General features: G+C 68.8%; 23 protein-coding genes. 13 read left to right on the forward strand and 10 right to left on the reverse strand.

What is annotated here, in order from left to right; genetic code table 11:
* The first annotated feature begins 23 nt into the window (after positions 1–23).
* From AAFP30_RS03505 to AAFP30_RS03530, 6 genes are all read left to right on the forward strand, one after another.
* On the forward strand, positions 24–455 hold the full coding sequence (locus AAFP30_RS03505; RefSeq protein ID WP_419228429.1) for a hypothetical protein: 432 nt from the start codon (positions 24–26) through the stop codon (positions 453–455).
* Positions 455–892: an SRPBCC family protein gene (locus tag AAFP30_RS03510; protein WP_419228430.1), complete on the forward strand. Its 438-nt coding sequence runs from the start codon at positions 455–457 to the stop codon at positions 890–892. Before AAFP30_RS03505 ends, AAFP30_RS03510 begins: the two co-directional genes overlap by 1 nt.
* A 20-nt stretch (positions 893–912) precedes the next feature.
* Entirely contained in the window at positions 913–2127 is a 1215-nt protein-coding gene (locus AAFP30_RS03515) for an ArsA-related P-loop ATPase (RefSeq protein ID WP_419228431.1), read from the forward strand.
* A 100-nt stretch (positions 2128–2227) separates the two neighbouring features.
* Positions 2228–2617: a hypothetical protein gene (locus tag AAFP30_RS03520; RefSeq protein WP_419228432.1), complete on the forward strand. Its 390-nt coding sequence runs from the start codon at positions 2228–2230 to the stop codon at positions 2615–2617.
* Positions 2617–3591: an ROK family protein gene (locus AAFP30_RS03525; RefSeq protein ID WP_419228433.1), complete on the forward strand. Its 975-nt coding sequence runs from the start codon at positions 2617–2619 to the stop codon at positions 3589–3591. The genes AAFP30_RS03520 and AAFP30_RS03525 overlap by 1 nt, the downstream gene beginning before the upstream one ends.
* An 80-nt stretch (positions 3592–3671) precedes the next feature.
* Entirely contained in the window at positions 3672–4385 is a 714-nt protein-coding gene (locus AAFP30_RS03530; protein WP_419228434.1) for a lysophospholipid acyltransferase family protein, read from the forward strand.
* Positions 4386–4400: 15 nt separating this feature from the next.
* Here AAFP30_RS03530 and AAFP30_RS03535 read toward each other — a convergent pair whose 3' ends face one another.
* The gene (locus tag AAFP30_RS03535; RefSeq protein ID WP_419228435.1) at positions 4401–5753 is read right to left on the reverse strand and encodes a glycosyltransferase 87 family protein; all 1353 of its coding nucleotides are present in this window, start codon (positions 5751–5753) and stop codon (positions 4401–4403) included.
* Between the two features lie 49 nt (positions 5754–5802).
* Here AAFP30_RS03535 and AAFP30_RS03540 point away from each other — a divergent pair, with 49 nt between their 5' ends.
* Together AAFP30_RS03540 and AAFP30_RS03545 are read left to right on the forward strand one after the other, a co-directional pair.
* A complete protein-coding gene (locus tag AAFP30_RS03540) occupies positions 5803–6288 on the forward strand; it encodes a polyadenylate-specific 3'-exoribonuclease AS (protein ID WP_419228436.1) in 486 nt (161 codons plus the stop codon).
* Positions 6289–6343: 55 nt separating this feature from the next.
* Positions 6344–7774, forward strand: coding sequence for a class II 3-deoxy-7-phosphoheptulonate synthase (locus tag AAFP30_RS03545; RefSeq protein ID WP_419228663.1), 1431 nt, complete (start codon positions 6344–6346; stop codon positions 7772–7774).
* A gap of 120 nt (positions 7775–7894) precedes the next feature.
* Here the strand turns inward: AAFP30_RS03545 and AAFP30_RS03550 are convergent, their stop codons facing one another.
* Positions 7895–9109, reverse strand: coding sequence for a protein kinase domain-containing protein (locus AAFP30_RS03550; protein ID WP_419228437.1), 1215 nt, complete (start codon positions 9107–9109; stop codon positions 7895–7897).
* 100 nt (positions 9110–9209) lie between these two features.
* On the opposite strand from AAFP30_RS03550, the gene AAFP30_RS03555 reads away from it, so the two are divergent.
* Positions 9210–9578 carry an Rv2175c family DNA-binding protein gene (locus AAFP30_RS03555; RefSeq protein WP_419228438.1) on the forward strand — a complete coding sequence of 123 codons (369 nt, stop codon included), beginning with the start codon at positions 9210–9212 and terminating at the stop codon, positions 9576–9578.
* Between the two features lie 12 nt (positions 9579–9590).
* On the opposite strand, the gene AAFP30_RS03560 is transcribed toward AAFP30_RS03555, so the two are convergent.
* The gene (locus AAFP30_RS03560; protein ID WP_419228439.1) at positions 9591–11108 is read right to left on the reverse strand and encodes an alpha-(1->6)-mannopyranosyltransferase A; all 1518 of its coding nucleotides are present in this window, start codon (positions 11106–11108) and stop codon (positions 9591–9593) included.
* Positions 11105–12244 carry a polyprenyl synthetase family protein gene (locus AAFP30_RS03565; RefSeq protein WP_419228441.1) on the reverse strand — a complete coding sequence of 380 codons (1140 nt, stop codon included), beginning with the start codon at positions 12242–12244 and terminating at the stop codon, positions 11105–11107. Before AAFP30_RS03565 ends, AAFP30_RS03560 begins: the two co-directional genes overlap by 4 nt.
* 69 nt (positions 12245–12313) lie before the next feature.
* Here AAFP30_RS03565 and AAFP30_RS03570 point away from each other — a divergent pair, with 69 nt between their 5' ends.
* Positions 12314–13276 (forward strand): methylenetetrahydrofolate reductase, encoded by a 963-nt coding sequence (locus AAFP30_RS03570; RefSeq protein ID WP_419228442.1) that lies wholly within the window; start codon positions 12314–12316, stop codon positions 13274–13276.
* A gap of 30 nt (positions 13277–13306) precedes the next feature.
* On the opposite strand, the gene AAFP30_RS03575 is transcribed toward AAFP30_RS03570, so the two are convergent.
* The 6 genes from AAFP30_RS03575 to AAFP30_RS03600 all read right to left on the reverse strand — a co-directional run bounded on the left by AAFP30_RS03575 (position 13307) and on the right by AAFP30_RS03600 (position 20974).
* A complete protein-coding gene (locus AAFP30_RS03575; RefSeq protein WP_419228443.1) occupies positions 13307–14149 on the reverse strand; it encodes an LppM family (lipo)protein in 843 nt (280 codons plus the stop codon).
* Between the two features lie 23 nt (positions 14150–14172).
* Complete coding sequence (locus AAFP30_RS03580; protein ID WP_419228444.1) at positions 14173–15768, reverse strand: phytoene desaturase family protein; 1596 nt, start codon at positions 15766–15768, stop codon at positions 14173–14175.
* Positions 15761–16420 carry a GNAT family N-acetyltransferase gene (locus AAFP30_RS03585; RefSeq protein WP_419228445.1) on the reverse strand — a complete coding sequence of 220 codons (660 nt, stop codon included), beginning with the start codon at positions 16418–16420 and terminating at the stop codon, positions 15761–15763. The genes AAFP30_RS03580 and AAFP30_RS03585 overlap by 8 nt, the downstream gene beginning before the upstream one ends.
* Before the next feature lie 203 nt (positions 16421–16623).
* Positions 16624–17904, reverse strand: coding sequence for a pentapeptide repeat-containing protein (locus AAFP30_RS03590; RefSeq protein WP_419228446.1), 1281 nt, complete (start codon positions 17902–17904; stop codon positions 16624–16626).
* The gene (locus AAFP30_RS03595; protein WP_419228447.1) at positions 17901–19781 is read right to left on the reverse strand and encodes a hypothetical protein; all 1881 of its coding nucleotides are present in this window, start codon (positions 19779–19781) and stop codon (positions 17901–17903) included. Before AAFP30_RS03595 ends, AAFP30_RS03590 begins: the two co-directional genes overlap by 4 nt.
* Positions 19778–20974, reverse strand: coding sequence for an NAD-dependent epimerase/dehydratase family protein (locus tag AAFP30_RS03600; RefSeq protein WP_419228448.1), 1197 nt, complete (start codon positions 20972–20974; stop codon positions 19778–19780). Before AAFP30_RS03600 ends, AAFP30_RS03595 begins: the two co-directional genes overlap by 4 nt.
* A 229-nt stretch (positions 20975–21203) precedes the next feature.
* Between AAFP30_RS03600 and AAFP30_RS03605 the strand changes: the two genes are divergently transcribed.
* From AAFP30_RS03605 to mraZ, 3 genes are all read left to right on the forward strand, one after another.
* Positions 21204–21707 carry an SAV_6107 family HEPN domain-containing protein gene (locus AAFP30_RS03605; RefSeq protein ID WP_419228449.1) on the forward strand — a complete coding sequence of 168 codons (504 nt, stop codon included), beginning with the start codon at positions 21204–21206 and terminating at the stop codon, positions 21705–21707.
* Between the two features lie 200 nt (positions 21708–21907).
* Positions 21908–22318: a DUF3040 domain-containing protein gene (locus AAFP30_RS03610; RefSeq protein ID WP_419228450.1), complete on the forward strand. Its 411-nt coding sequence runs from the start codon at positions 21908–21910 to the stop codon at positions 22316–22318.
* A gap of 445 nt (positions 22319–22763) precedes the next feature.
* Complete coding sequence (gene mraZ, locus AAFP30_RS03615; protein WP_419228451.1) at positions 22764–23204, forward strand: division/cell wall cluster transcriptional repressor MraZ; 441 nt, start codon at positions 22764–22766, stop codon at positions 23202–23204.
* Positions 23205–23300 lie beyond the last annotated feature (96 nt).

Here is a 23300-nt window from a genome sequence, read left to right on the forward strand (position 1 = left end):
CTGTTCGGGGGACGCCCTCATGTGTGAAGCTAGTGGTCGTGACGAGTATTCAGGTGGCCGATGAGACTTTTGTCGCCGCCGCACCGTCGTTGGTGGCTGCGGTGGTCGGCGACCGGGCGAACTGGCGTCGCTGGTGGCCCGATCTCGACCTCACCGTGACACAGGACCGGGGGGAGCAGGGGGTGCGTTGGAGCGTCGGGGGACCGTTGACCGGCACCATGGAGATCTGGTGTGAGCCGGTGCTCGACGGCTTTGTGCTGCACTACTTTCTCCACGCCGAGCCGACGGGCGGAGTCCCCGCGGGCGACGATCGCGCCCGGTGGGATTGGCTGGCCGAGCAGAACCGGGACCGTCGGGCGGTCGGCAAGATCATGTCCTTCGAGGTGAAGGACCGACTCGAGGCGGGCCGCATCGTCGGTGGTCCGGCGATCGCGGACGATGCGGCGGTGGCGTGATGGTCGACCACACCGAGCGCTCCATCGTCATCAACGCCGACGCCGCCGACATCATGGCGGTGATCGCCGACTTCGAGCACTACCCGGACTGGGTGTCGGCGGCCCGCGAGGTCTCCGTCACCGAGTCCGGCACCGACGGCCGTGCGACCGAGGTGCGGTTCGTGCTCGACGCCGGGGTGCTGCAGGACACCTACGTGCTGACCTACGACTGGGACGCCGACGGGCGGGGCGTGTCCTGGCGGCTGGTCAGCAGCGACCTCCAGCGTGATCAGCGGGGTAGATATGTTGTGGTGCAACAGGTTCCGGGTTCCACCAAGGTGACCTACGAGCTGATGGTCGACTTGCTGGTGCCGATGATCGGCCAGCTCAAACGGCGCGCCGAGAAGGCGATCACCGAGGCTGCGCTCAATGACCTCAAGAAGAGGGTCGAAGGCTGATCGATCTCACCGGAATCCATGTGGTGATCGGGCCGGGTGGCGCCGGGGTCTCGATGACCGCGGCAGCCGCGGCCCTGAACGCGACCGGCGGTCGACGACGCGGCGCCGCAGGTGTGTCGTCGTTGGGCGCGCCCGACGCGGACACCCTGTTGATCACCGCCGACCGGCGCTCCCCGACAGCCGGGTTACTCGGCGTGTTCCGGACGCCGAACGAGCCGGTCGTGGTGTCGACCCGACTGCATCTGCTGTCGCTGGATCGGCTCGCCCTGCTCGAGGAGACCTGGGCGGGGTTCACCACGGTGCTCGCGGAGACCATCGCCCGGTCCAAGGTCGTGCTGCCGGGAGTGGGTGCGCTCGCCGACATCGACGCGGGGGAGCTGGCAACCCTGCCCGGTGTCGAGGATTTCCTGCTGCTGCGGCGGATTCGCGACGAGGCGATCAGCGGACGCTGGCGCCGCATCATCGTCGACGGCTCCGGACTCGGTGACCCGTTCGAGTTCCTGCGCTCCGCGTCGGTGCTCAGTCAGACGCTGAATCGGTTGTGGCCCAGGCATCGTCGGCTCGCGATGGCGGCCGAGCGGCCGGTGCTCGCCCAGTTGACGGCGGCGGTCGACGCGATCGACCGCGACTGTATCGACATCGCCGAACTCCTCACCGACCCGCACAGCGTGGCCGTGCACCTCGTCGTCTCCGGCGATGGCCGCGGCGCGCAGGTGCTGCCGCATTTCCTGGCGACGGTGGACGTGATGGGGCTGGCGTTGCGGTCGGTGATCGTCAACCAGGGCACCGCTGCCGGTGCCGCCGATGTGCGGACCGACGCCCTGCGTGCGATGGTGGGGACCGACAATGATGTGCAGACCGCCGAGATCCCCCGGCTCGCCGAGCCGATCGACCGGGCGGCGCGGCTGCGCAAGCTGGCGGTGGCCCTGCCCACCCCGAATGGGCGCCCGTCGGGCTCGGGTGCCGCGCGCGTCACCGAGGTGACCGACGCGGGGTCGGGCGACGACGATCACCCGACCTACGAACTGACCTGGCGGCAGCGCCTTCCCGAGCCGGACACCCTGCGACTCGGCCGCTCCGGCGACGATCTGCTGGTCACCGTTGGCGGGTTCCGGCATCCGGTGCGGTTGCCGTCGGTGCTGCGCCGCTGCATCGTCACCGATGCGGCCTGGGATGGCACCGACCTCACTGTCCGGTTCGTCCCGGACCCGGGCCTCTGGCCGCAACGCCGCTGACCGCTCGAAGACCGTGGTCATGCAGGTCCGGCCGGTCCCGCCATGGTGCGGTGGCGGTCGCGTAAACTACTGCCGGACTCGGACAGGAGAACTTCCTTCAATGACCTCGGACGACACGACCGGTCGTGACGACGACGGGCGCGCACGATCGCGCAGCGCGGCCGGCGACCCGGTGCGGGACCTGTTCCTCGGGGTCGCCGCCCAGATCGACCAACTCGCCGCCATGTTCGCCCCGGCGCCGCGTACGGCGTCGGCCGGTGCCGCCGACGGCGCAGCGGCCGGGATGTCGACGATAGGGGAGATCTCCGGGGAGATCACCTCGCTGATCGCCGAACTCGGTGACGTGTTGGCACGGCTGATCGCCGCGCTGATCGCGGTCCTCGAAGCGGTCGCGGCCGCCTTGCGGTCCACCCCGGCATCCGGGTCGCCGGACATGCCGCACTACCAGGCCATCGCGGTGCGAATCCTTGATCCCGAAGGTGAGAGCTGATGGGCGACTTGACAATCGGCATCGACATCGGCGGCACCAGCGTGCGCGCCTCGGTGGTCGATCCGCATGGTGCGATGCTCGACACCCTGCGCGCGGCCACCCCGCCGACCGCGCAGGCCCTCGAACACTGCCTGGACCGACTCGTCGCCGAACTCGTCTCCCGCTGGGCGGCGAAGGCGGTCGGCCTGGCGATCGCCGGCTTCCTCACCCCGGACCGGCAGGTCATCCGGTTCGCCCCGCACCTGCCGTGGCGGGAGGCGCGGGTCGCCGAGGAGATGACCGCGCGGACCGGTATCCCGGTCTTCCTCGAACACGACGCGAATGCCGCGGCGGTTGCCGAATGGCGCTTCGGCGCGGCCGCACGCGGCAAGAACTCGCTGGTGCTGGCGATCGGTACCGGTATCGGCGCCGGCCTGCTGCTCGACGGCGAGATCTACCGCGGCAGCTACGGGGTGGCGCCCGAACTCGGTCACCTCACCATCGTGCCGGGCGGCCGCCCATGTTCCTGCGGCAAACTCGGTTGCTGGGAACGCTATTGCAGCGGAACGGCTTTGGTGGACACGGTGGTCGAACTGCTGGCCGACGGGGACTGGGGTCGCTCGCAGCTCGCCGCCGATGTGGCCGCCGACCCGGGGTCGCTGACCGGTCGTCGGGTGGCCCGTGCGGCCGCCGACGGCGACGCTGTCGCGATCGCCGCCTACGCCGCCTTCGCCGCCTCACTCGGACAGGGACTGGCGATGATCGCCGACATCTTCGACCCCGACCTGATCGTCCTCGCGGGCGGTGTCGGTGCGTCGTCGGGACTGTTCCTCGACGAGGCGCGCGAACACTACGCGCGGCTGGTCACCGGCGCCGGTCACCGTCAGCTCGCCCGGATCCGCGGCACCCAGCTCGGCGAGAGCGCAGGCGTGGTGGGCGCGGCCGAGGTTGCGCGGCAAGGTATCGCAGCCGCCCTCGACAATGTGGGCGGCTGACTCCGAACCCGCGGGTATTGTTCGGTTATCCTCTGGTGGACGTAAGCGGATAGTGGCGAGGCGAGAGTTCGGAGTCTGCGATGTGGTACTGGGCGTTCAAGCACGTGTTTCTGGGCCCGCTGCTGCGGGTTCTCGGACGGCCGAAGGTCGAAGGGCTGGAAAACATTCCGACGCGCGGACCGGCCATTCTCGCCAGCAATCACCTCGCCGTGATGGACAGCTTCTACCTGCCGCTGATGGTGCCGCGTCGCATCTATTTCCTCGCGAAGAGTGAGTACTTCACCGAGCCCGGACTCAAGGGTGGCTTCAAGAAGTGGTTCTTCACTTCGGTCGGGCAGATCCCGATCGATCGCTCGGGTGCCGAGGCCGCGGCCGGCGCGCTCACCGCGGCCCGGCGTCAGCTCGAGGCCGGCAAGCTGATGGGCATGTACCCCGAGGGCACCCGGTCGCCCGACGGCCGCCTCTACAAGGGCAAGACGGGGCTTGCGCGGGTCGCCCTCGACACAGGGGTACCGGTGATCCCGGTCGCGATGATCAACACCAACAAACTCAACCCGCCCGGATCGGTGCTGCCGCGTCCCGCCCGCATCGTCGTCCGGATCGGCAAGCCGCTGAACTTCGCCCGCTATGAGGGCATGCAGGGCAACCGGTTCATCGAGCGCGCCATCACCGACGAGATCATGTACGAGCTGATGCAGCTGTCCGGTCAGCAGTATGTCGACATCTACGCCGCATCGCTCAAGGAGCGCAAGGACGACAAGCCGTCGTCGGACGCCCCCGCGTCGGCGGCCTGACTCCGGGCCTCTACGTCAGACGATCTCAGGGGACCGCCGCCGCACGGGCGGTTCGGTGCCCACGGCCGGTGCGGTCCGATGCGGCGGCAGCAGCCACGCCACCACGAGCACCGCGAGTCCCCACAGCGAGTACGCGTTCCCGATGAGGTGATCGAGCACCGACCACCCGCGGACGTTGGGGGACAGGAACTGGAACGGGCCGAGGGCGAAGATCGCCAGGCCCACGACGCACAGCACCGCGTAGGCGGTGGCGGCACGCCGATCGGTGGTGCGCGCGGCGATCACCGCCAGCGTCAGCATCAGCGGGATGCACCACACCCAGTGATGGGCCCACGACGTCGGCGACACCAACAGGCCCCACACCGCGATGACACACGTGATGAGCACCGCGGACACCCGCGCCGGGGTGTCGCCGGCCGGATCGGCGATCGCTGCGAACGCGGTCACCGGACGGCAGGCGCGCACCGCGACCACCGTGAGCGCCGACACCGCGAGTGAGCTCGCGATCCACAGCAACTGCTGCGCCGTCGTGTCGCTGGGGACCAGTCGAATCCACATCGCGTTGAGGTTCTGGTTGATGCGGCCGGCGGGATCGCCGATGCGGGTGGTGTGGAACAGCGTGTGGGTCCAGTAACCGACCGAATCGCCGGGGAGCCAGATCCACGCGACCAGGCCGGCGCCGAGGAACCCCGCGATCGCGGCGAGCGCCGCGCGCCACTGCCGGGCCGCGAGGAAGACCGCCACAAAGACCATCGGCGTCAGCTTCACCGCGCCCGCCACCCCGGTCAGCACTCCCCGGAACGGGCCGCCCGCGCGTGCTCGGCCGCGACCGATGACGAAGATGTCCACCACGATCATCGCCATCAGGATGATGTTGATCTGGCCGAACCCGAGCGTCATCCACATCGGATTGAGCCACACCGCACCGGCGGCGACCGCGAGTGCCAACCACCACCGGTTCGCGCGGTTACCGACCGACAACATGCTCAGCACGATGTGGATGATCACCACGGTCAGCGCGACCGTCAGCAGTGACATGAGCCACCCGGCGACGTCGAGTTCGAGTGCGCCGAGCGGGACGAAACCGAGCGCCGCGAAGGGCGGGTAGGTGAACGGCAGCCAGATCCCGTCGCTGGTGAACGGCATCGAACCGTCCGCGTAGAGACTCTGACCGTGTTGCCAGATCTGCGCGCCGAGACGGTAAACATCGAGGTCGATGCGGGTGCGGGTGCCGAAGCTGGCGGTGAACGGGACACCCACGATCTGCAGGGTGGCCGAGAGCACGAACAGCGCGGCGACCACGGCCCGGGCACCGGTCGACGGCGTCCATCGCCGCAGCCGGTTGTCGGCGCGCGTCAGGGTGGTCATGATCTCGGCGATTCTCTGCTCACTGGTGGGTATGTGAATACTTGTCGGTATGCGTTTCTTCTACGACTCGGAGTTTATCGAGGACGGCACCACGATCGAGCTCATCTCGATCGGTGTCGTCGCCGAGGACGGACGTGAATTCTACGCGGTGTCCACCGAGTTCGATCCCGGGCGGGCCGGTGAGTGGGTACGTGCCAACGTACTGCCCAAGCTTCCGTCGCCGTCGTCGTCGGCCTGGCGGAGCCGCCGGCGCATCCGGGAGGACCTCTACGACTTCCTCACCGAGACCGACGACGACGTCGAACTGTGGGCGTGGGTGGGTGCCTACGACCACGTCGTGCTGTGCCAGTTGTGGGGGCCGATGACCGCCCTGCCGCGGGCACTGCCCCGGTTCACCCGCGAACTGCGCCAGCACTGGGAGGCCGCCGGGCGACCATCGCTGCCGCCGTCGCCGCGGGACGCCCACGACGCGCTCGCCGACGCCCGGCACAACCTGGTGCGCTGGCAGACGATCCAGGCCGCGCACCGACGCTGACCGTGCTCGACCCTTTCGACCTGCGGGTAGCCCGCTGATCTACCCTGTACGCGTGGTGACCAACTGGACCGTAGACGTTCCGATCGAAGAACTCCCCGAACTGCCGCCGTTGCCCGGTGGACTGCAGGCACGGTTCGACGACGCGTTGTCGCGGCCGGCGTTGCAGCAACCGTCCTGGCCGGCCGACGAGGCGCGCAAGATGCGCACCGTTCTGGAGAGCGTGCCGCCGATCTGTATGCCCGCCGAGGTGCAGGATCTGTCCGCGCAGCTCGCCGAGGTCGCCGAGGGGCGCGCGTTCCTGCTGCAGGGCGGCGATTGCGCGGAAACCTTCGCCGACAACACCGAACCGCACATCAAGGGCAATATCCGCACCCTGCTGCAGATGGCCGTCGTCCTGACCTACGGCGCGAGCCTGCCGGTGGTGAAGGTGGCCCGCATCGCGGGGCAGTACGCCAAGCCGCGGTCGTCGGACACCGATGCCCTCGGCCTGCCGTCGTACCGCGGTGACATGGTCAACGGGTTCCCCGCCGACGAGACCGTCCGTGCGCACGACCCGTCGCGTCTGGTGCGTGCCTACGCGAACGCCGCCGCCGCGATGAACCTCGTGCGCGCGCTGACCGGGTCGGAAGCCGACCTGCGCCGCGTACACCTGTGGAACCGCGAGTTCGTGCGCACCTCGCCGGCCGGCGCGCGGTACGAGGCGCTGGCCTCGGAGATCGACCGGGGTCTGCGGTTCATGGAGGCGTGCGGGGTCACCGATTCCAACCTGGAGTCCGCCGCGATCTTCGCCTCCCACGAGGCGCTGGTCCTTGACTACGAGCGTGCCATGTTGCGCCTGGCGGACAACCCTGCCGGCGCCGGGAGCGAAGCGAGCGGGCCGAATCACAACGGCTCCGACAGCAAGGTGCTCTACGACCTGTCGGCGCACTTCTTGTGGATCGGGGAGCGCACCCGCCAGCTCGACGGCGCCCACATCGCGTTCGCCGAACTCATCGACAACCCGCTCGGCGTCAAGATCGGACCGACGACGACCCCCGAGCAGGCCGTCGAATATGTCGAACGCCTCGACCCGCACAACAAGCCCGGCCGTCTGACCATGGTGGCGCGCATGGGTAACAACAAGGTGCGCGACGTGCTGCCGCCGATCGTCGCGGCGGTGGAGGCGACCGGCCACAAGGTCATCTGGCAGTCCGATCCGATGCACGGCAACACCCACGAGGCGTCCACCGGCTACAAGACCCGGCACTTCGACCGCATCGTCGACGAGGTCCAGGGCTTCTTCGAGGTGCATCACGCGCTGGGCACCCATCCCGGCGGCGTGCACATCGAACTCACCGGCGAGGACGTCACCGAGTGCCTCGGTGGCGCCCAGGACATCTCCGACCTCGACCTCGCGGGTCGCTATGAGACCGCCTGCGATCCGCGGCTCAACACCCAGCAGTCGCTGGAACTCGCGTTCCTCGTCGCGGAGATGCTGCGCGGCTGAGCTCGTCCACGTCGACAGCGCCCCAGATTTCGTTGACGGCGCCTGGTTTTGCGTCGACGGCGTCCTGCCTGGGCGCTGTCGATGAATCCCAAGGCGCTGTTGACGGGATCTGGGGCGCTGTTAACTCAAGTAGGTTGCGCCGGCCCACCAGGAGACGGCACCGACAGCAGCGGCGATGAGCAGTACGACGACGATCCACACCAGCGCCACCATGGCGCGTGACTCGTCGGGCTCCACCGGCATCCGCCGGGACTCCGACGGCGTTACCCGCGGGGCATCGGCAGGGGGGCGGCGCACCGTCGATGCACCCACCGGGCCGGGCGGCGGTGTCGACGGCGCCACCCCCGGCCGAGACTGCATCCGCGTATGTTGCGGCGGCTGCTGCTGTGGTTGCGCGGGCGGTGGGCCTGCCTGGGCGTGCGCGGCGCGGTAGCGGGCGATCGTCTCGCGTTCGGCGGAACGACGCGGTGCGGGCACGGTGAACGGCGGCAGGTCGAGGTCCTCGGCGGCGGCGAGGAGCGCCTCGCGCATGGCGAACCCGTCGACGTAGCGATCGGCCGGATTGCGTTCGGTGGCCCGCAGCACGATCTCGTCGAGCTCCTCGGGCACCCCGTCGACCACGTCGCCGGGGGCGGGCACGTCGTAACTCAGCCGCTGATAGGCCAGCGCCAGCGGGGTGTCGCCGCGGAAAGGTGTTCGGCCGGTGAGCAACTCGAACATCATGACGCCCATCGAGTACACGTCACTGCGGGCGTCGGCGTCACCGGCCTCCACCTGCTCGGGCGACAGATAGGCGGCAGTGCCCAGGATCACGCTGGCCGACGTGACCCCGGCCTCGGCGACGGCGCGCACCAAACCGAAGTCGGCGACCTTCACCTCCCCGGCGTCGGAGATCAACACGTTCTCCGGCTTGACATCCCGATGCACCAGACCGGCGCGATGGGCGGTACCGAGGCCGCCGAGTACCGGATCGGCCACCGCCACCACCGCGTGCGGGGGCATCGGACCGCGCTCGCGCAGCAGTTCACGCAGACTGCCGCCCTCGACGAGTTCCATCACCAGGAACGCGATGCCGTTGTCGATGCCCTGGTCATACACCGCCACCAGACCTGGATGCTTGAGTCCGGCGACGGCCCGCGCCTCGAACTCGAAGCGCCGCAGGAACAATGGGTCGCCGCTGTAGCGGGAGTCCATCACCTTCACCGCCACCGAGCGGCCGAGCCGCAGATCGACGCCCAGATAGACCGCCGACATGCCGCCACGCGCGATCGGCGCGTCGATGCGGTAGCGCCCCTCGATGGTCGAGCCCACGAGGGTGTCGGCGGTGGCATTCACCCGCCTGAATCTACCGGCTGAACGGTCGGGGGCCGTGGATGTGAGAGGTAAACGGGATTCTCCGCGAACGCATCGCGGTCGAGCCGGTACGCTCTGGCACGTGGGTTCCGTTCCGCTGTCCGCAGAGACACTCCTCCCGTCCGATACCGAAACCCTGACGGTCGACGAGGTCGCCGCTCGATTGCGGGTGTCGACCAACCGCGTCCGCACCCTGATCCGCGACCAACACCTGCTGGCGGTGTCGCGCGGTGGGGCGCCCGCCGTCCCGGCGGTGTTCTTCGACGATCTCGGTATCGCCAAGCATTTCAACGGTCTCGTCGCGGTGCTGTTCGACGGCGGCTACACCCGTGACGAGGCGATGGAGTGGCTGTTCACCGAGCAGGACGACCTCGGCATGCATCCGGCTGCCGCCCTGCACACCCACTCCGCGCGGGAGGTCATCCGGCGCGCGCAGGCGCAGGCGTTCTGAGTCGTCGCGCGGTCACTCCGCGCGGAACCAGTCGACCGCTCGTCGTAGTCGCAGCGGGTCCGGGTAGAGCAGGGCGAACGCGGCCAGCGCCGACAACGCGGTCGCCAGGAGCACCTCGGGCAGCTTGTAGAACAGGATCGAGTCGTCGGGCTGGAACACGATCAGCATGAACACCGACACCCCGACGGCGATCGCGCGAACCCGGCGCGGGAGTGTGAACGCCACCGCCAGATACAGCACCCAGGTGTAATACCAAGGCAGCGTTGAGGGTTCGAGCACCAGCACGACCAGCATCGCCCACGCCATGCCGGCCATCGCGCTGCGTTCGTCGCGCCGGTGCCGCCACCACAGCGTGACCAGGACAATGGCGGTCACTGCCCAGCCGATCGCGCGGGTGATCGGCAGAACCGACTGCAGATTCAGCGCGGTGAACGGTGCGGCGACCAGCGTCACCAGATGCGCGGCCAGCGTCGGCAGGGTGAACCAGTTGATGATCCGATCGGCCCAGCCGAGTCCGGTCAGCCAGCCCAGTCCCAGGCCGACGACGGCGGTCGAGGCGGCGAACACCGCGAGCGGGATCAGCGCCACCGCGGCGAACACCCCGACCAGGTCACGCGGTTCGACGGGGCGTCGAGAACGAATGTGCGACAGCCAGATCCACACCACGAACGGAATGGCGATGGCCGCGGTGATCTTGATCGACATCGCCACCCCGAGCAGCAGCAGGCCCGGGACGTGCCGCCCGGTGACCGCGAGGGCGACGCCGGTGACCGCGACGCCCATCATCAACAGCTCCACGTGACTGCCCGACACCAGATGGATGAGCACCATCGGATTGGCCAGCGCCAGCCACAGGCCATCGGCGCCGGAGGCCCCGAAGTGCGCTGCCAAGCGCGGGATCGCCCAGAGCGCCAACACGAGTCCGGGTAGCAGCACCAGCCGCATGGCATAGACACCGGCGATGGCGTGCTCGCCGGTGATTTCGGTGACCACCCGCGTCAACCCCACGAACAGCGGGCCGTAGGGAGCGGTGGTCGCCGCCCACACCTGCGCCATCGAATCCACCAGCGGTCCGGGGAGATGGGCGGGGCCGTCGGCGTATGGGTTGTAGCCGGCGCCGAACACTGCGCCCTGCCCGAGGTAGGCGTAGACGTCGCGGCTGTAGACGGGCACCCCGAGCGCGAGCGGGGTCGCCCAGGCGACAACCGCGTACCGCATCGCGCGGACCGACGGACCGGGCCCGTCGCCGCAGAGTCGCCGCCCGATCCGCACCCACGCCACCACCAGGGTCGCCACCCCGATCCAGAAAATGCTGCCGAACAACGTCTTTCCGTGCCCGTAGGTGATCACGGACAGTCCGAGATCCTGTGCGACGGTGTTGTTGCGGGCGATGTCGCCGACGCCGAAACTGCCGATACCGACCAGCAGGGCTCCGACGAAACCCAGGATCAGGTCGGCGAATCCGGGCTCGTCGCGCAGCGCCGGAGTGCGCGGCGGCCCGGCCGCGATGGCGTCGTCGCGGATACTCATGTGGCGCGGTGGGCGATCCGCCGGGCGAACGCGGTGAGTTCCGCACGCACCGGCTCCGCGATCGTCGCGGTGTCCAGGGTGGTGAGCGCGGAGGCGAGCAGGTCCGAGATCTGCCGTTCGGATTCGTCGACCGCACCGACGTCGGTGAGGATCGCGCGGGCGCGGGTGACCTCGGCGTCGTCGAGGTCACGTCCGATCAGTCCGCGCAGTTCATCGGCCAGTGCCGCATCGCGGTCGGCCGCCCGCGACAGCCCGTCCGCGAGGAGCGCGGTGCGTTTGCCGGCGATCAGGTCATCGCCCGACGGTTTGCCGGTGCGGACCGGGTCGCCGAACACCCCGAGCAGGTCGTCGCGCAGCTGGAAGGCGACACCCAGGTCGTGGCCCACCGACCGCAACGCGGTGATCAACGACGACGGGGCGGACGCGAGCGTCGCACCGAGCTCGAGGGGGCGCGCCACGGTGTAGGCGGCGGTCTTGAACTCCATCACCCGCAGGGCCGAGGCGGTGGTCTCGTCGCCGCTGGACTCGTTGACGATGTCGAGGTACTGCCCGCCGAGAACCTCGGTGCGCATCGCCGACCACACCCGACCCACCGGCGCCGGCAGCGGACGCGGATCGGGTTCGCCCGAGTCGCCGCCCGGATGGTGGCCGTGGACGAGGTCGTCGGCCCAGGCAAGCGCGAGGTCACCCATCAGGATCGCGGCCGATGCGCCGTGGTGGCCCGCATCGCCGGCCCAGCCCCGGTCGCGGTGATCGGCCTCGAACACCCGATGCATGGTGGGGTGGCCGCGGCGGGTGTCGGAGCGATCGATGATGTCGTCGTGGATCAGCGCGCACGCCTGGATCAACTCCAGCGACGCCGCCACCCGCAGCGCATCTGTCGCGTCCGGAACCAGGGGGCCGGTTGTCTCGGCGTCGCCGGTCGATCCGGCCATCCACCCCGCAAACGCGAACACCGGACGCACCCGCTTGCCGCCCTGCAGCACGAAGTCGCGTACCACCTCCGCGGCCTGCCCCACCCGCGGATCGATGGCGGCGGCCGCCGGCACGGCGTCGGCAAAGAAGTCGCCCAGCATGGATTCGACGGCCGCGGGCACCTGGTCGAGCGAGGCCGGGACCGGCTGGGCTGTTCTCACGCCTCCCAGGCTAGAGGAGCCGCAGGCATGGAGTGACGACCCCTACCTGCGGTTCCGTACACTGTCCGGGTGACCTCAAGCTCTGTGCCGGCTCCCTCGATCATCGAACGGCTCGCCGCGCCGCATCGTGGCCCGATCCCGTTCTCGGTCGAGTTCTTCCCGCCCAAGGACGCCGAGGCCGAAGCCCGATTGTGGCGTGCGGTGCGGACGTTCGAACGTCTCGGACCGGCCTTCGTCTCGATGACCTACGGTGCGGGTGGCTCCACCCGCGACCGCACCGTCCGCATCACCGGGGAACTCGCCGCCCAGACCACCCTGCTGCCCGTTGCTCACCTGACCGCGGTCAATCACAGCGTCGCAGAACTGCGCGCCCTCGTCGGTGCGTACGCCGACCAGGGCATCACCAACATCCTCGCGCTGCGCGGCGACCCGCCCGGCGACCCGCTGGGTGACTGGGTGCGCCATCCCGACGGCGTCGAGTACGCCGAGAACCTGGTCCGTCTGATCGACGACCTCGGCGACTTCCACGTGGGCGTCGCGTCGTTCCCGGAAGGCCACCACCGCGCACCCGACCTCGAGCACGACACCCGCGCGCTGGTGAACAAGCTCCGCGCCGGCGCCGAATACTCGATCACCCAGATGTTCTTCGACGTCGAGCACTACCTGCGGCTGCGTGACCGGTTGGTGGCCGCCGACCCCGAGCAGGGGGCCAAGCCGATCATCCCGGGCATCATGCCGATCACCTCGCTGGCGACGGTTCGCCGGATGGCCGAACTGTCCGGCTCGGTGATCCCCGACGACGTGCAGGAACGCTTCGCGCTCGCCGCCGGTGCCGGACCGGAGGAGGATCGTGCCGCCGTGCGTGCAGTCGGTATCGACTTCGCGACCGAGACCGCCGAACGCCTCATCGCCGAGGGCGCACCCTGCCTGCACTTCTGCAGCCTGAACTTCGCCAAGGCGACCACCGAGGTCCTCGAACGACTCGGCGTGGATACTTCCGCGGTACTGCAGGTTACCCCCGCCGCATCCTGAGCAGTCTGTTCGATCCGACCCCGGGCGGAATCAGCTGGTGCTGGTCTTGCTCGGGGTTTTCTCTGTCGGCGTCGTGTCGTCTGGGTTGCCGGACGAATCGGTGGTCTCGTCCGGCTTCGTCGAGTACTTCGGCCGGCCCGGGCGGGGACTGCGGTCACGCTTCACATAGGCCAGGCGCGCCACGATCGCGACCGTGATCAGGCACAGCAGCGCGACGAACCACGACCAACTGCCGACCGCGGCGGTCGCCGGATCGGCGTACTTCGCCTCGGCGACGAACCGTCCGGACTGCCCGGGTGCCGGCGTCCAGCTCACCGTCTTGTCGCCGGTCTGGCTCTTCTCCGGCGCGGCGGTGACCGGACCGTCGAAGGTGACGGTGAGTTCGACGAGGTCCCGGTTCGGGTCGAGTTCGCCGAGGTCGGCGGTGCCGTGGAAACGGACCACATCGCCGCTGCGCTTGGACGTGAGCGTCATGCTCATCGCCGAATCGCCGAACGAGTCGGCGATGATGTCGCCGAGCTGGCTGAACTGTCCGGCGGTCAGTTCGCTGAAACTCGCCTGGGTGCCGACGCGCGGCGGGGTGGGCTCGGGTTCACCCGGGGCGGCGCTCGGCGCGGGCGCGGCGACCGTCCCCGACGTCAGTCCCGTCGAGTACTCGCTCACCGTGACCCGCGACGACATCGACTCGGGGATGTCGAGCTGCGGCGCGCCCCGCGGATTGTCCGGCGACGTCGCCACCACGACGGTGCCCGAATAGCGGTCACCGACGCTGGTCGAACGCTGCAGACAGCCGGAGAGCAGCGGAACCGCACCCACCAGGCACAGCAGCATCAGGATCGCGGACCAGCGAGATGACGAACGCACGCTGCTCATGGTGCCAGACGCCACCGACGAGTTCAGCGACGCAACGCCAGATGCGCCGCGATCCGCCCGCTCGCCCCGGTCACGCCGCCGCCCGGGTGGGTGGACGCGCCGGCCAGCAGCACCCCGTCGGCGCCCGGTACCCGATGCGACGACAGGTCGGCGGTCGGACGCCAGAAGAACATCTGGTCGATGCTCATGTCGACGTGCATGATGTTGCCGCCGATCAGCCCCAGCTCGCGTTCGAGATCCTCCGGGGTCTGCACGTGGGTGTGCTCGATGTGGTCACCGAAGCCTGGGGCATACCGGTCGACCTCCGCGATGATCGCGGCGGCGGCCGCCGACCCCTGCTCCGACCACGACGAACCGCCGGCCAGACGAGACGGATGCCACTGCGCCCACACGGTTACCGAGTGCTTACCCGCCGGGGCAAGCGACGGATCGAGCGCGGAGAAACCCATGGTGAGACACGCCGGTCGCGGCGGAAGTTCGCCGACCGACGCTGCGGCGTGCGCCCGCCGCAGCTGCGCCCGATCGGTGACCAGCAGACCGAGCCCGGAATGCACACCATGCGCGGGCAGATCCGACGGCAGGTCGCGATAGGTGGGCAACGCGTCGGTGCCCAGGCGCACGGCCATGCCGATCCCGTCGCCGATCGCGATCTCCCGGCGCCACCGGGCCAGCGGGGTGGCGTCGTATCCGCCGGCCTCCAGCAGGTCGAGCGTGGCGCGCACATGACAGGCCGCGATCGCCCTGCGGGCGCAGCGCGGGCCGTTGTCGGTGCCCACCTGCCAGTGGTCGCCGCACCGGCGGATCGCGGTGGCCGGCGTGCCGAGGATGACCTCGGCGCCGTCGGCGGCCAGGCGCCGCAGCAGGGCTTCGGTCAGGGCGCCGCTGCCGCCGACCGCACGTCCCGGCGGGATGTCGTGCTGGATCGCGGCGAACCCGATCATCGGTGCGGTGCCGGGCGCGCTCATCGGCGGACCCGACTGCGCACCGAACCACGCCAGCGCCGCCTTGAGTGGTTCGGCGGTGAACCACCGATCGAGTAGCGCGTCGCCCGAGGCCATCAGCTCTTGGGTGAGGGAGAGCATCGCGCCGGAGCGGCGACCGAGGAGTCCGGTGCGGGCGGTGGTCGCGGTACCGGTCAGGCCGGTGAACGCGGTGGCCAGCCGACCCGAGGTCGCGGGCGTGTAGAACGACTGCATGACCGCGCGGGCGCGGGGCCGCCACACCTCGACGAACCGGCGGTAGGCGTCGGCGTCCGCGCTGCCGACCGCGCGTTCGATCGACGCGCAGGTGGCGTCGAGATCGGTGCGAAAGATGATCGGCGCAGAGGTGTCGGTGCCCGGGCTGAACGCCCACGGATCGCAGTCGAGGTAGCGCAGCCCGTGGTCGGCGAGCGCGAGTTCGTCGAGGATCTCCGAGTGCCGGATCATCAGGTGTGCCGACGACCCACGGTCGACCCGGTAGCCGGGGAAGCGTTCGACGGTGGAGACCGCGCCGCCGGGCACCTCGTCGCGTTCGATCACCGTGACCGACCGGCCCGCCTGCGCGAGGTAGGCGGCCGCGATCAGGCCGTTGTGGCCGGCACCCACCACAACCGCGTCCAGCACCTGATGGTCACCCATGCCGTGCGGGCCGGATGTCGGTGGGCAGCGGTAGCCTGCGGCCCAGGAATGCGAACGGGCGAGGATCGCCGGTGAAGGTGAAGTGGCGCAGCACGTCGACGAAACCCAGACGCCGGTACAGCGACCACGCCCGGTTGTCCTCGGCCGGGATCTCGGGGGTCGAGAGCAGGACGGCACTCTCCGGCCGGCCGGTCAGCAGGGTGCGCAGCAACCACTGGCCGATCCCATGGCCCTGTGCCGACGGATGCACGTGGAGTTCGGTCAGTTCGAAGTAGTCGCGGGTGATCTCGTCGACGTCGGCGTCGGACCGGCCGGTTTGACGCAGGCCGAACCGCAGCTGCTGGTTCCACCATTGGTCACGCGCACCCCGGTACCCGTAGGCGATGCCGACGAGCACCTCGTTGTCGGCTGCCGCGAGCGGCCGGGGGATTCGGCGCCGGGCCGCATGCGGCCGGTGGACCTCGGTGGGTGCCATCGTCGCGACCGCACCGACGGCTCGCCATCCGGGCCGGGCGATATGCTCGCGCCACAACGGTGCCCGATGGACCTCGGTACCCCGCGGATAGTTCATCGCCGTCACATAGATGTCGAGCGCGGGCTCGAGCCAGAAGGCGGAGTCCTGACCGGTCAGCTCAACGAGGCGGATCGTCAACGAACGTCTGTCCTCTCGTCTCGCGCGGGGTATCGCTTGAAGGTCGGCGGGCTTCCAGCTATATTGAATAGGTCGAACGGGTGTTCGAGTAACCAGCCTCCGCAAGCTGTTCTCCCGCCCGCCGACAACTGATGACCGGGGTGGGGCCGACGGGGGAAGACGTTGGTTCCGCCCCGGTTTTCGTATCTGCGGTGGTCGCGGTCTCAGTCGCCCGACCTGATTCGCTCGGCGATCTCCACGCTGATCCCGCGCACCAACAACGGCGTCAGCATCGGCGTCGACTCCTCGAGTGCCCGTTTCGCGCTCGTATCGACGGCCGCGTCGTCGGCGATCCGGTGCCGGAACTCGGCGTCGTCGATCGGCAGGATCTCCACCCGTCGATGGGGGAGCGACGTGTGATCCCCGGGTGCGGTGTGCCCGGAGAGCCGGGCCAGGTGCTCGAGGAGGTCGACGATGCGGCTGTCGGTGCCCGCGGTCAGCGAGTCGGGTGCCGAGGAGGACTCGTCACCGAGCCGGCGTTCGGTGAGGTCGAGGCGGAACACCCGTTCGTAGCGCAGGTGGGCGGCGGCGATCTGCACGGCGTACGGCGTGGCCAGGGTCGTGGCCAGTCGGCACAGTTCGGTGCAGGCGGTCATCACCGCGGCGAGGTCGGCGGGCGGGGTCGCCGCACCCATCTCCACCTCGAGACGGACCGCGGCGACGGCGTCGTCGGGCAGGAACAGGAGTTCGGTGCCCACCCCGGAGAGCCCGAGGGCGCGGCTCAGCGTGGCGTCGGTGAGATTCGCGTGGGTCAGGTCGGCGTGGGTGAGGTTGGCGCCGTCGAGGTTGGCGCGACTCAGGTTGGCACCGTCGAGCGTGGTACCGGTCAGGTCCGCGCGGCTGAGGTTCGCGCCGGTCAGATCCGCGTGCGACAGATTGGCGTGCGTGAGGTCGGTGTGCGAGAGATTCGCGCCGGTCAGGTCGGCACCGGTGAGATTGGCGTCGGTGAGGTTCGCGCCGTCGAACACGCTGCGACTCAGATCGGCGCCCACCAGGTTCGCACCGATGACGTTCGCGTTGGTCAGCGTCGCGCGCGCGATGGTCACCCGGAACAGGGTGGCCTCGGTGAGATTGGCGCCGGTCAGGTCGGCACCGGTGAAGTCGGCGCTGTTGAGGGTGGCGCGGGTCAGCGTGGCGTCGGTGAGGTTGGCGTCATGCAGCGTCGCCGCGCCCAGATTGGCGCCGGTGAGCGTGGCGCCGGTCAGCGTGGCGGCGCTCAGGTTCGCCCCGGACAGATACGCCCGGTAGAAATCGACGTCGGTGAGGTCGCAGCCGACCAAGGTGGCGCCGACGAGGTTGACCCCGGACAGGTTGGCGCCGAAGAGCGCCTTGCCGGCGAGGTTCACCCCGCCCAGGTCGACGCTGTCCTCGCCGTGCCGTTGGCGCCAGGCATTCCATCGGCGGGGATGCTCGTCGATGAGGAGTTCGGTGGGGATCGATGTCATTGTGGTGCGACGGTACCGTCGGCGTTGATCGTGAAGCTGCGCTGGGTGGTCACCACCTGGGCGGTCTCCCGGCCGAAATCGGGCAACGCCGTGGTGCCGATGCTGCCCTGGTACTGCAGGTAGAGGCCGGCTGCCTTGGTGGTGCTGCGGGTCGCCTCGACCAGCAGTCCGTTGTCGAAGGTGGGGATGTCCAGGGTGGTGTTGTCCGGCCCGGCCACGATGCGGCCGTCGTCGATCCGGACCGTCGGATTCACCGCCGACGATGGTCCGACGACGATGAACGGCTGGCCGGCTGCCGGTTGGGTGTTCCAGCGGAAGTCCGGATTATATTGTGCCGGAACAAAAGTGGTGAGGGTGGGGACGATCGCATTGAGTTCGTCGATCGCATCCACGCCGTCGGTGTTCGGGACGTACACCGCGAACCCGGGTGCCAGGGCGCGCGGGAGTGCGGTGAATCCGGCGCCGGGATCGTCACCCAACAGCAGGGCCGAACTCGCTTGCAGCTGAATCGGATACGTGGTCACCCGGACGTCGCAGCCACCCAGATCGCGATCGCGGTTGACCGACAGTGTCACCGTGTTCTCCACCAGCTGGCCCTGCGGCGGCAGCGGAATCGTCACCTGGCCGTTCGTCGGGTTCAACGGCCGGCTGCCGACGAGCTGATCGTTGAGTTCGACGTTGAGCATCCACGTCAAATCCGACGGTGATGCCGGCAGTGTCATCGCGACGCGGATCGCCTGCGGCAGACGGCCTCCCGGCAACTCGCCGAGGGTGTACCTGATGTGCCAGTCGCGGCTTTCGGTGATGTCGCCGACCGAGGTGTCGGCATCGAGCAGATCCACCGGAACCGAGTTCCCGGCCACCGGTGCGGGCGTGACGGCCTTCGGGGCGTTCTCGGCCGAGTCGGCGGTCGACACCGTCGGCTGGGTCAGGAAGGTTGCGATGAGCGGACCGTCGGTGGTGGTGACTCCCACCACCGGGACGCCGCCGGCGCTGCCCACCGTGATGGGTTCGCCCGAATCCTGTTGCGACGCCGACCAACCCAACTTGCCGTTCAGTGAATCCGCGGGACCGAGCAGGATCGCGTCGTGCACGTCGTCGCCGGGGATGGCGTCGGCGTAGGTCACCCGATGGCCGTCGCGGGTCAGCGCCATGCCGAGTTGGGCGGCGGCGGTGCGCCAGTCGAATCCCGTATCGGCGAGCACGATGGTGACGTCGCGGTCCCACGCCACCACCGCGTCGCGCACGGTGTGGATGGGTTCGGCGAGGACCGCCTGGATCGCGGTCTCCGGATCCAGATGGATCTGCATGCCCGCCGAATGATCCAGCGTGCACTGCTCGACGTTGCGGGTGCCGTCCGCGCGGAACGCGATCCGCACCTGTCCGTCGTCGGCCAGGCCGGTGGGCACATCGATGTCGGCGGAGATCTCGTTGTCGCCCTTGGCCAATTCCTGCTTGTAGACCTGCTGGCCGTCCATGGTCACGCTGAGGAACACCGTACTGTCGTCGGGCACCTGCGATGTCCCGGTCACGTGCAGCCGAGTCTGCTCGCGCGGCGTGTCGGCGGGCAGCGTCACCAGGTAGCTCGACGACGCCGAACTGTCGTCGAGCCAGATGCCGTCCGCGTGCCCGGAGGCCGCCAGGGACTTGGTGAACTGACGGTCCGGCGCGGTGGCACCGAACGCCGAGTCGCTGTCCCGGTTGGATGACCAGGCCGGCCGCACGATGAGCAACACGAGCAACGCGACGAGCGCCAGCGCCAGTACCAACCACGCCCACGCCGGTACGGAGCGGGCGCGCTTGCCGACCGGCTCGATGTCCGGCGTCCGGTCATCCGGTGCCGGAACCTGCGACGATCCCCCCTCGCTGTCAGTCAATCGCTGCTTCCTTCGACCGCGGACCTACGGTTGGAGTTCCAGTACGACTTCGCCGGGATGCGGCTCTGGTCGATCCGATCGCCGTACTTCCGCGCGAGATCGGCCTCGGTGACCAGCAATCCGGAGTCCAGGGTGATCGGGTCCAACCCCAGGCCGAGCAGATGGTCGTTGCGAACCACGAGTTCGTTCGCGTCGGCCTCCTGGCGTGGGTTGGCGACCATGTTGATCTCTGCGCCGAGCGTGTCGGCCACCAACTCCGCCAGTTCGGACACCCGGTGGGTTTCGGTCATCTGGTTCATCACCCGCACCCGGCCGGTCACCTGGTCGCCGGATTCGACGGCGATGCGGATGCATTTGACGGTGTCGCGGATGTTGATGAACGCGCGGGTCTGGCCGCCGGTGCCGTGCACGGTCAGCGGATAGCCGATGGCGGCCTCGATGATGAACCGGTTGAGGACGGTGCCGTAGTCGCCGTCGTAGTCGAAGCGGTTGATCAGGCGCGGATCGAGTTCGGTCTCGTCGGTCTGGGTGCCCCACACGATGCCCTGATGGAGGTCGGTGATGCGCATGTCGTCATTGCGCCCGTAGAACTGGAACAGCAGCTGATCCAGCGACTTCGACATGTGATAGACGCTCCCCGGATTGGTGGGGTAGAGGATGTCGCGACTGCGCATCTCGCCGTTTCGATCGGGATAGCTGACGGTCAGATAGCCCTCGGGCAGGTCGACGGGGACCGTTTCGTAGCCGTAGACGCCCATGCTGCCCAGGTGGATGACGTGAGTTTCGAGTCCGAGCTCGATCAGCGCGACGAGCAGGTTGTTGGTGGCGTTGAGATTGTTGTCGACGGTGTAGCGCTTGTGCCACGGCGTCTTCATCGAATAGGGCGCCGAGCGTTGCTCGGCGAAATGGACAACCGCATCCGGGCGGGTGTCGTCGAGGAAAGCGACCAGGGCGTCGTAGTCGTGGGCGACGTCGAACTCGACGGTGGAGATCTGGCGGCCGGTCACCTCCTGCCACGCGGCGACCCGGTCGGCCAGGGAGGCGATCGGGGTCAGCGACTGCACACCCAACTCCTCGTCTGCGCGCCGTCGCACCAGGCTGTCGACGATGGACACGTCGTGCCCGTTCGCGGACAGATGTAGCGCGGCCGGCCACCCGCAGAAGCCGTCTCCCCCCAGAACTGCGACCCGCATAGACTGACGCCCCTTCTCGATCGGTTCCCCGACACCACGCGTGCCCCGCACCGGAACCGGTGCCGAATACGGCCGCGCATGTTGTGGCAAGTGTTGGCAGACGCCGTCCGCGGCGCATCGCCCATCGCGGGTGAGATGGTCGCGGGAGTTCGGAAGCGGAATTGTCGGACCCCCGTTGTAGAACATGAGATGTACCGACCACCACGCGACAAGAAGAGGTGGAAACCCGATGGTGAGGCCCGTCCCGGCGACCCGAAACCCGGCTCCTCGTGCCCCGGCTGCCCGTACCCCGGTCGAGGTGGACCCGGTGGTCGTTCGACGCAGCCGCGATCTCCTCGACCGCGCCGAGATCCTGTTCGAGAACGCCGACGGCATCGACGACTCCGCCGAGCGGTTCCGGCAGTACTACCTGGCGTCCCTGCGCGCCGCGGGAGCGGCCATCGAGGTCTACGAGCCGTCGAATCGTCCGGTGCGGCGTCGTACCTCCCGCAACGCCTGGAGTCGGCTGTCCGCGCTGGTCCCCGGGATGTCCGGGGCGGCCGAGTACTTCGCGGCGCGATCGGTGATCCGTTCCGACGTCGAGACCGGCCTGCGCCGCACGGTCGACCTGGCACTTGTTGTCGCGATGCGCGGGCGGGTCATCGACCTGCTCGACGACGTCGATGCCCTGCTCATCGCCTATGAGCAGGGAAAGCTGGGCGAGGTGGCCGCGCCGGGGAACCGCACCGCATGACGGAGACGGGACAATCGGACCCATGAACCGGCTGAGAGTTCCAACGCAACCTGGGGTAATGGTGGTCGCCGAATGAATCAGCTCGTATCATGGATTTACCAGGCCGTAGTCGGCGGCTGAACGGCATCGACAGCGCACGTGATCGTTGATCGGAACGAACATGTGGTCGGGGGCCGGTGGAGTTGAGGTTAGGAGGGTCGGTGCCTCTTTCGGAGCACGAGCAGCGCATGCTCGAACAGATCGAGAACGCTCTGTACGCCGAAGACCCGAAGTTCGCGTCGAGCGTCAAGCGTCGTCGCCTCGGACGGTCCAGCGGTCGTCGTCGGCTGCAAGCCGCTGCCATCTTCGTTCTCGGTCTTGTCCTGCTGGTCGGCGGACTGATCATCGATGTTCGGATCGGTGGATTCCCGATCATCAGTCTCATCGGTTTCCTGGTGATGTTCGGCGCCGGCCTGTTCGCCCTCTGGGGCGGCGGCGGTGACAAGGGCGCACCCGGCTCCTCGAGCAAGGGACTCGGACGCGGCGGCAAGTCACCGCGCGCCGGCGGTCCCAAGCGCAAGTTCTCCGAACGTATGGAGGACCGCTTCAACCGTCGCTTCGAACAGGAGTGACCCCGCGCCTCCGCTGAGGCGCCCCCAGTACTGAACGCTGTCCTGCGCCGGTCGACGATCGGCACGTGACCTCCTCAGGCCGCACACCACCAGGTGTGCGGCCTGTTTTTTGTGTGTCCCGGATGCTCTCACCCGGATGCCCCACCGCGCCCCACCTAGTTGCCCCACTTCGCCCCACAGTGGCAATTGAGAGTTCCTCAACTGTCACTTTGGTGAGTTTTTACCTCGTTGGTGACGAGCTGACCGCCAGCTGACGCGCCGCGAGCCGCAATCTTCCCCACCCGATTTATGGGCACTGAACTGCGGTAATAATGCCGGGTGGGGAACCAGGGGGGTCATGGGGGTGGAAAGTGGTGGAAAGTGGGGTACTGTGGGCATCACTGGCTGAGACGGACCGGACCTCGACGGATCGGACCTCTCTTCCAGTGGGGCAGGAGGTGGCGACGTGTCCGTACGGTTCGTCGGCACCTACACGCCCAAGCTGGACGACAAGGGGCGACTCACGTTGCCCGCCAAGTTCCGCGACGCGTTGGCAGGAGGTGTCATGGTCACGAGAGGCCAGGACCGCAGCTTGTCGGTGTATCGAGCCGAAGAGTTCGATGCGATCGCCGAACGGACCATGGCGGCATCGCGGAACGATCCCGAGGCGCGGGCCTTTCAGCGGGTGCTCTTCGCGAACACCGATGAACAGCGCCCCGACGGACAGGGTCGGGTGACCCTGTCGGCCGACCACCGGACCTACGCGGACCTGTCGAAGGAATGCGTGGTGATCGGAGCGTTCGACCACCTCGAGATCTGGGATGCGACAGCCTGGCGCACCTACCAGGACGAGCACGAGGAGAACTTCTCCACCGCGGGCTCGGCCTCGCTGGACTCGGTGCTCTAGCGAGCCGATGAGCAAGCGGACAAGTGAATAAGGAATCGGGTGGGTCGAGGCCTCGGCCCGGGACGACCCTGGCGTACTTCCCCAACGCCAGGTGCG

This window comes from Gordonia sp. CPCC 205515 (assembly GCF_048537925.1).
Lineage (GTDB): Bacteria > Actinomycetota > Actinomycetes > Mycobacteriales > Mycobacteriaceae > Gordonia.

Excerpts from the sequence above, each read along its gene's own strand:
- AAFP30_RS03590 (WP_419228446.1), bottom strand. The coding sequence starts at position 17,904 with ATGACATCGATCCCCACCGAACTCCTCATCGACGAGCATCCCCGCCGA.
- AAFP30_RS03510 (WP_419228430.1), top strand. The coding sequence starts at position 455 with ATGGTCGACCACACCGAGCGCTCCATCGTCATCAACGCCGACGCCGCC.
- AAFP30_RS03580 (WP_419228444.1), bottom strand. The coding sequence starts at position 15,768 with ATGGGTGACCATCAGGTGCTGGACGCGGTTGTGGTGGGTGCCGGCCAC.
- AAFP30_RS03535 (WP_419228435.1), bottom strand. The coding sequence starts at position 5,753 with ATGACCACCCTGACGCGCGCCGACAACCGGCTGCGGCGATGGACGCCG.
- AAFP30_RS03575 (WP_419228443.1), bottom strand. The coding sequence starts at position 14,149 with ATGAGCAGCGTGCGTTCGTCATCTCGCTGGTCCGCGATCCTGATGCTG.
- AAFP30_RS03540 (WP_419228436.1), top strand. The coding sequence starts at position 5,803 with ATGCGTTTCTTCTACGACTCGGAGTTTATCGAGGACGGCACCACGATC.
- AAFP30_RS03530 (WP_419228434.1), top strand. The coding sequence starts at position 3,672 with ATGTGGTACTGGGCGTTCAAGCACGTGTTTCTGGGCCCGCTGCTGCGG.
- AAFP30_RS03525 (WP_419228433.1), top strand. The coding sequence starts at position 2,617 with ATGGGCGACTTGACAATCGGCATCGACATCGGCGGCACCAGCGTGCGC.
- AAFP30_RS03600 (WP_419228448.1), bottom strand. The coding sequence starts at position 20,974 with ATGCGGGTCGCAGTTCTGGGGGGAGACGGCTTCTGCGGGTGGCCGGCC.
- AAFP30_RS03520 (WP_419228432.1), top strand. The coding sequence starts at position 2,228 with ATGACCTCGGACGACACGACCGGTCGTGACGACGACGGGCGCGCACGA.
- AAFP30_RS03605 (WP_419228449.1), top strand. The coding sequence starts at position 21,204 with ATGGTGAGGCCCGTCCCGGCGACCCGAAACCCGGCTCCTCGTGCCCCG.
- AAFP30_RS03560 (WP_419228439.1), bottom strand. The coding sequence starts at position 11,108 with ATGAGTATCCGCGACGACGCCATCGCGGCCGGGCCGCCGCGCACTCCG.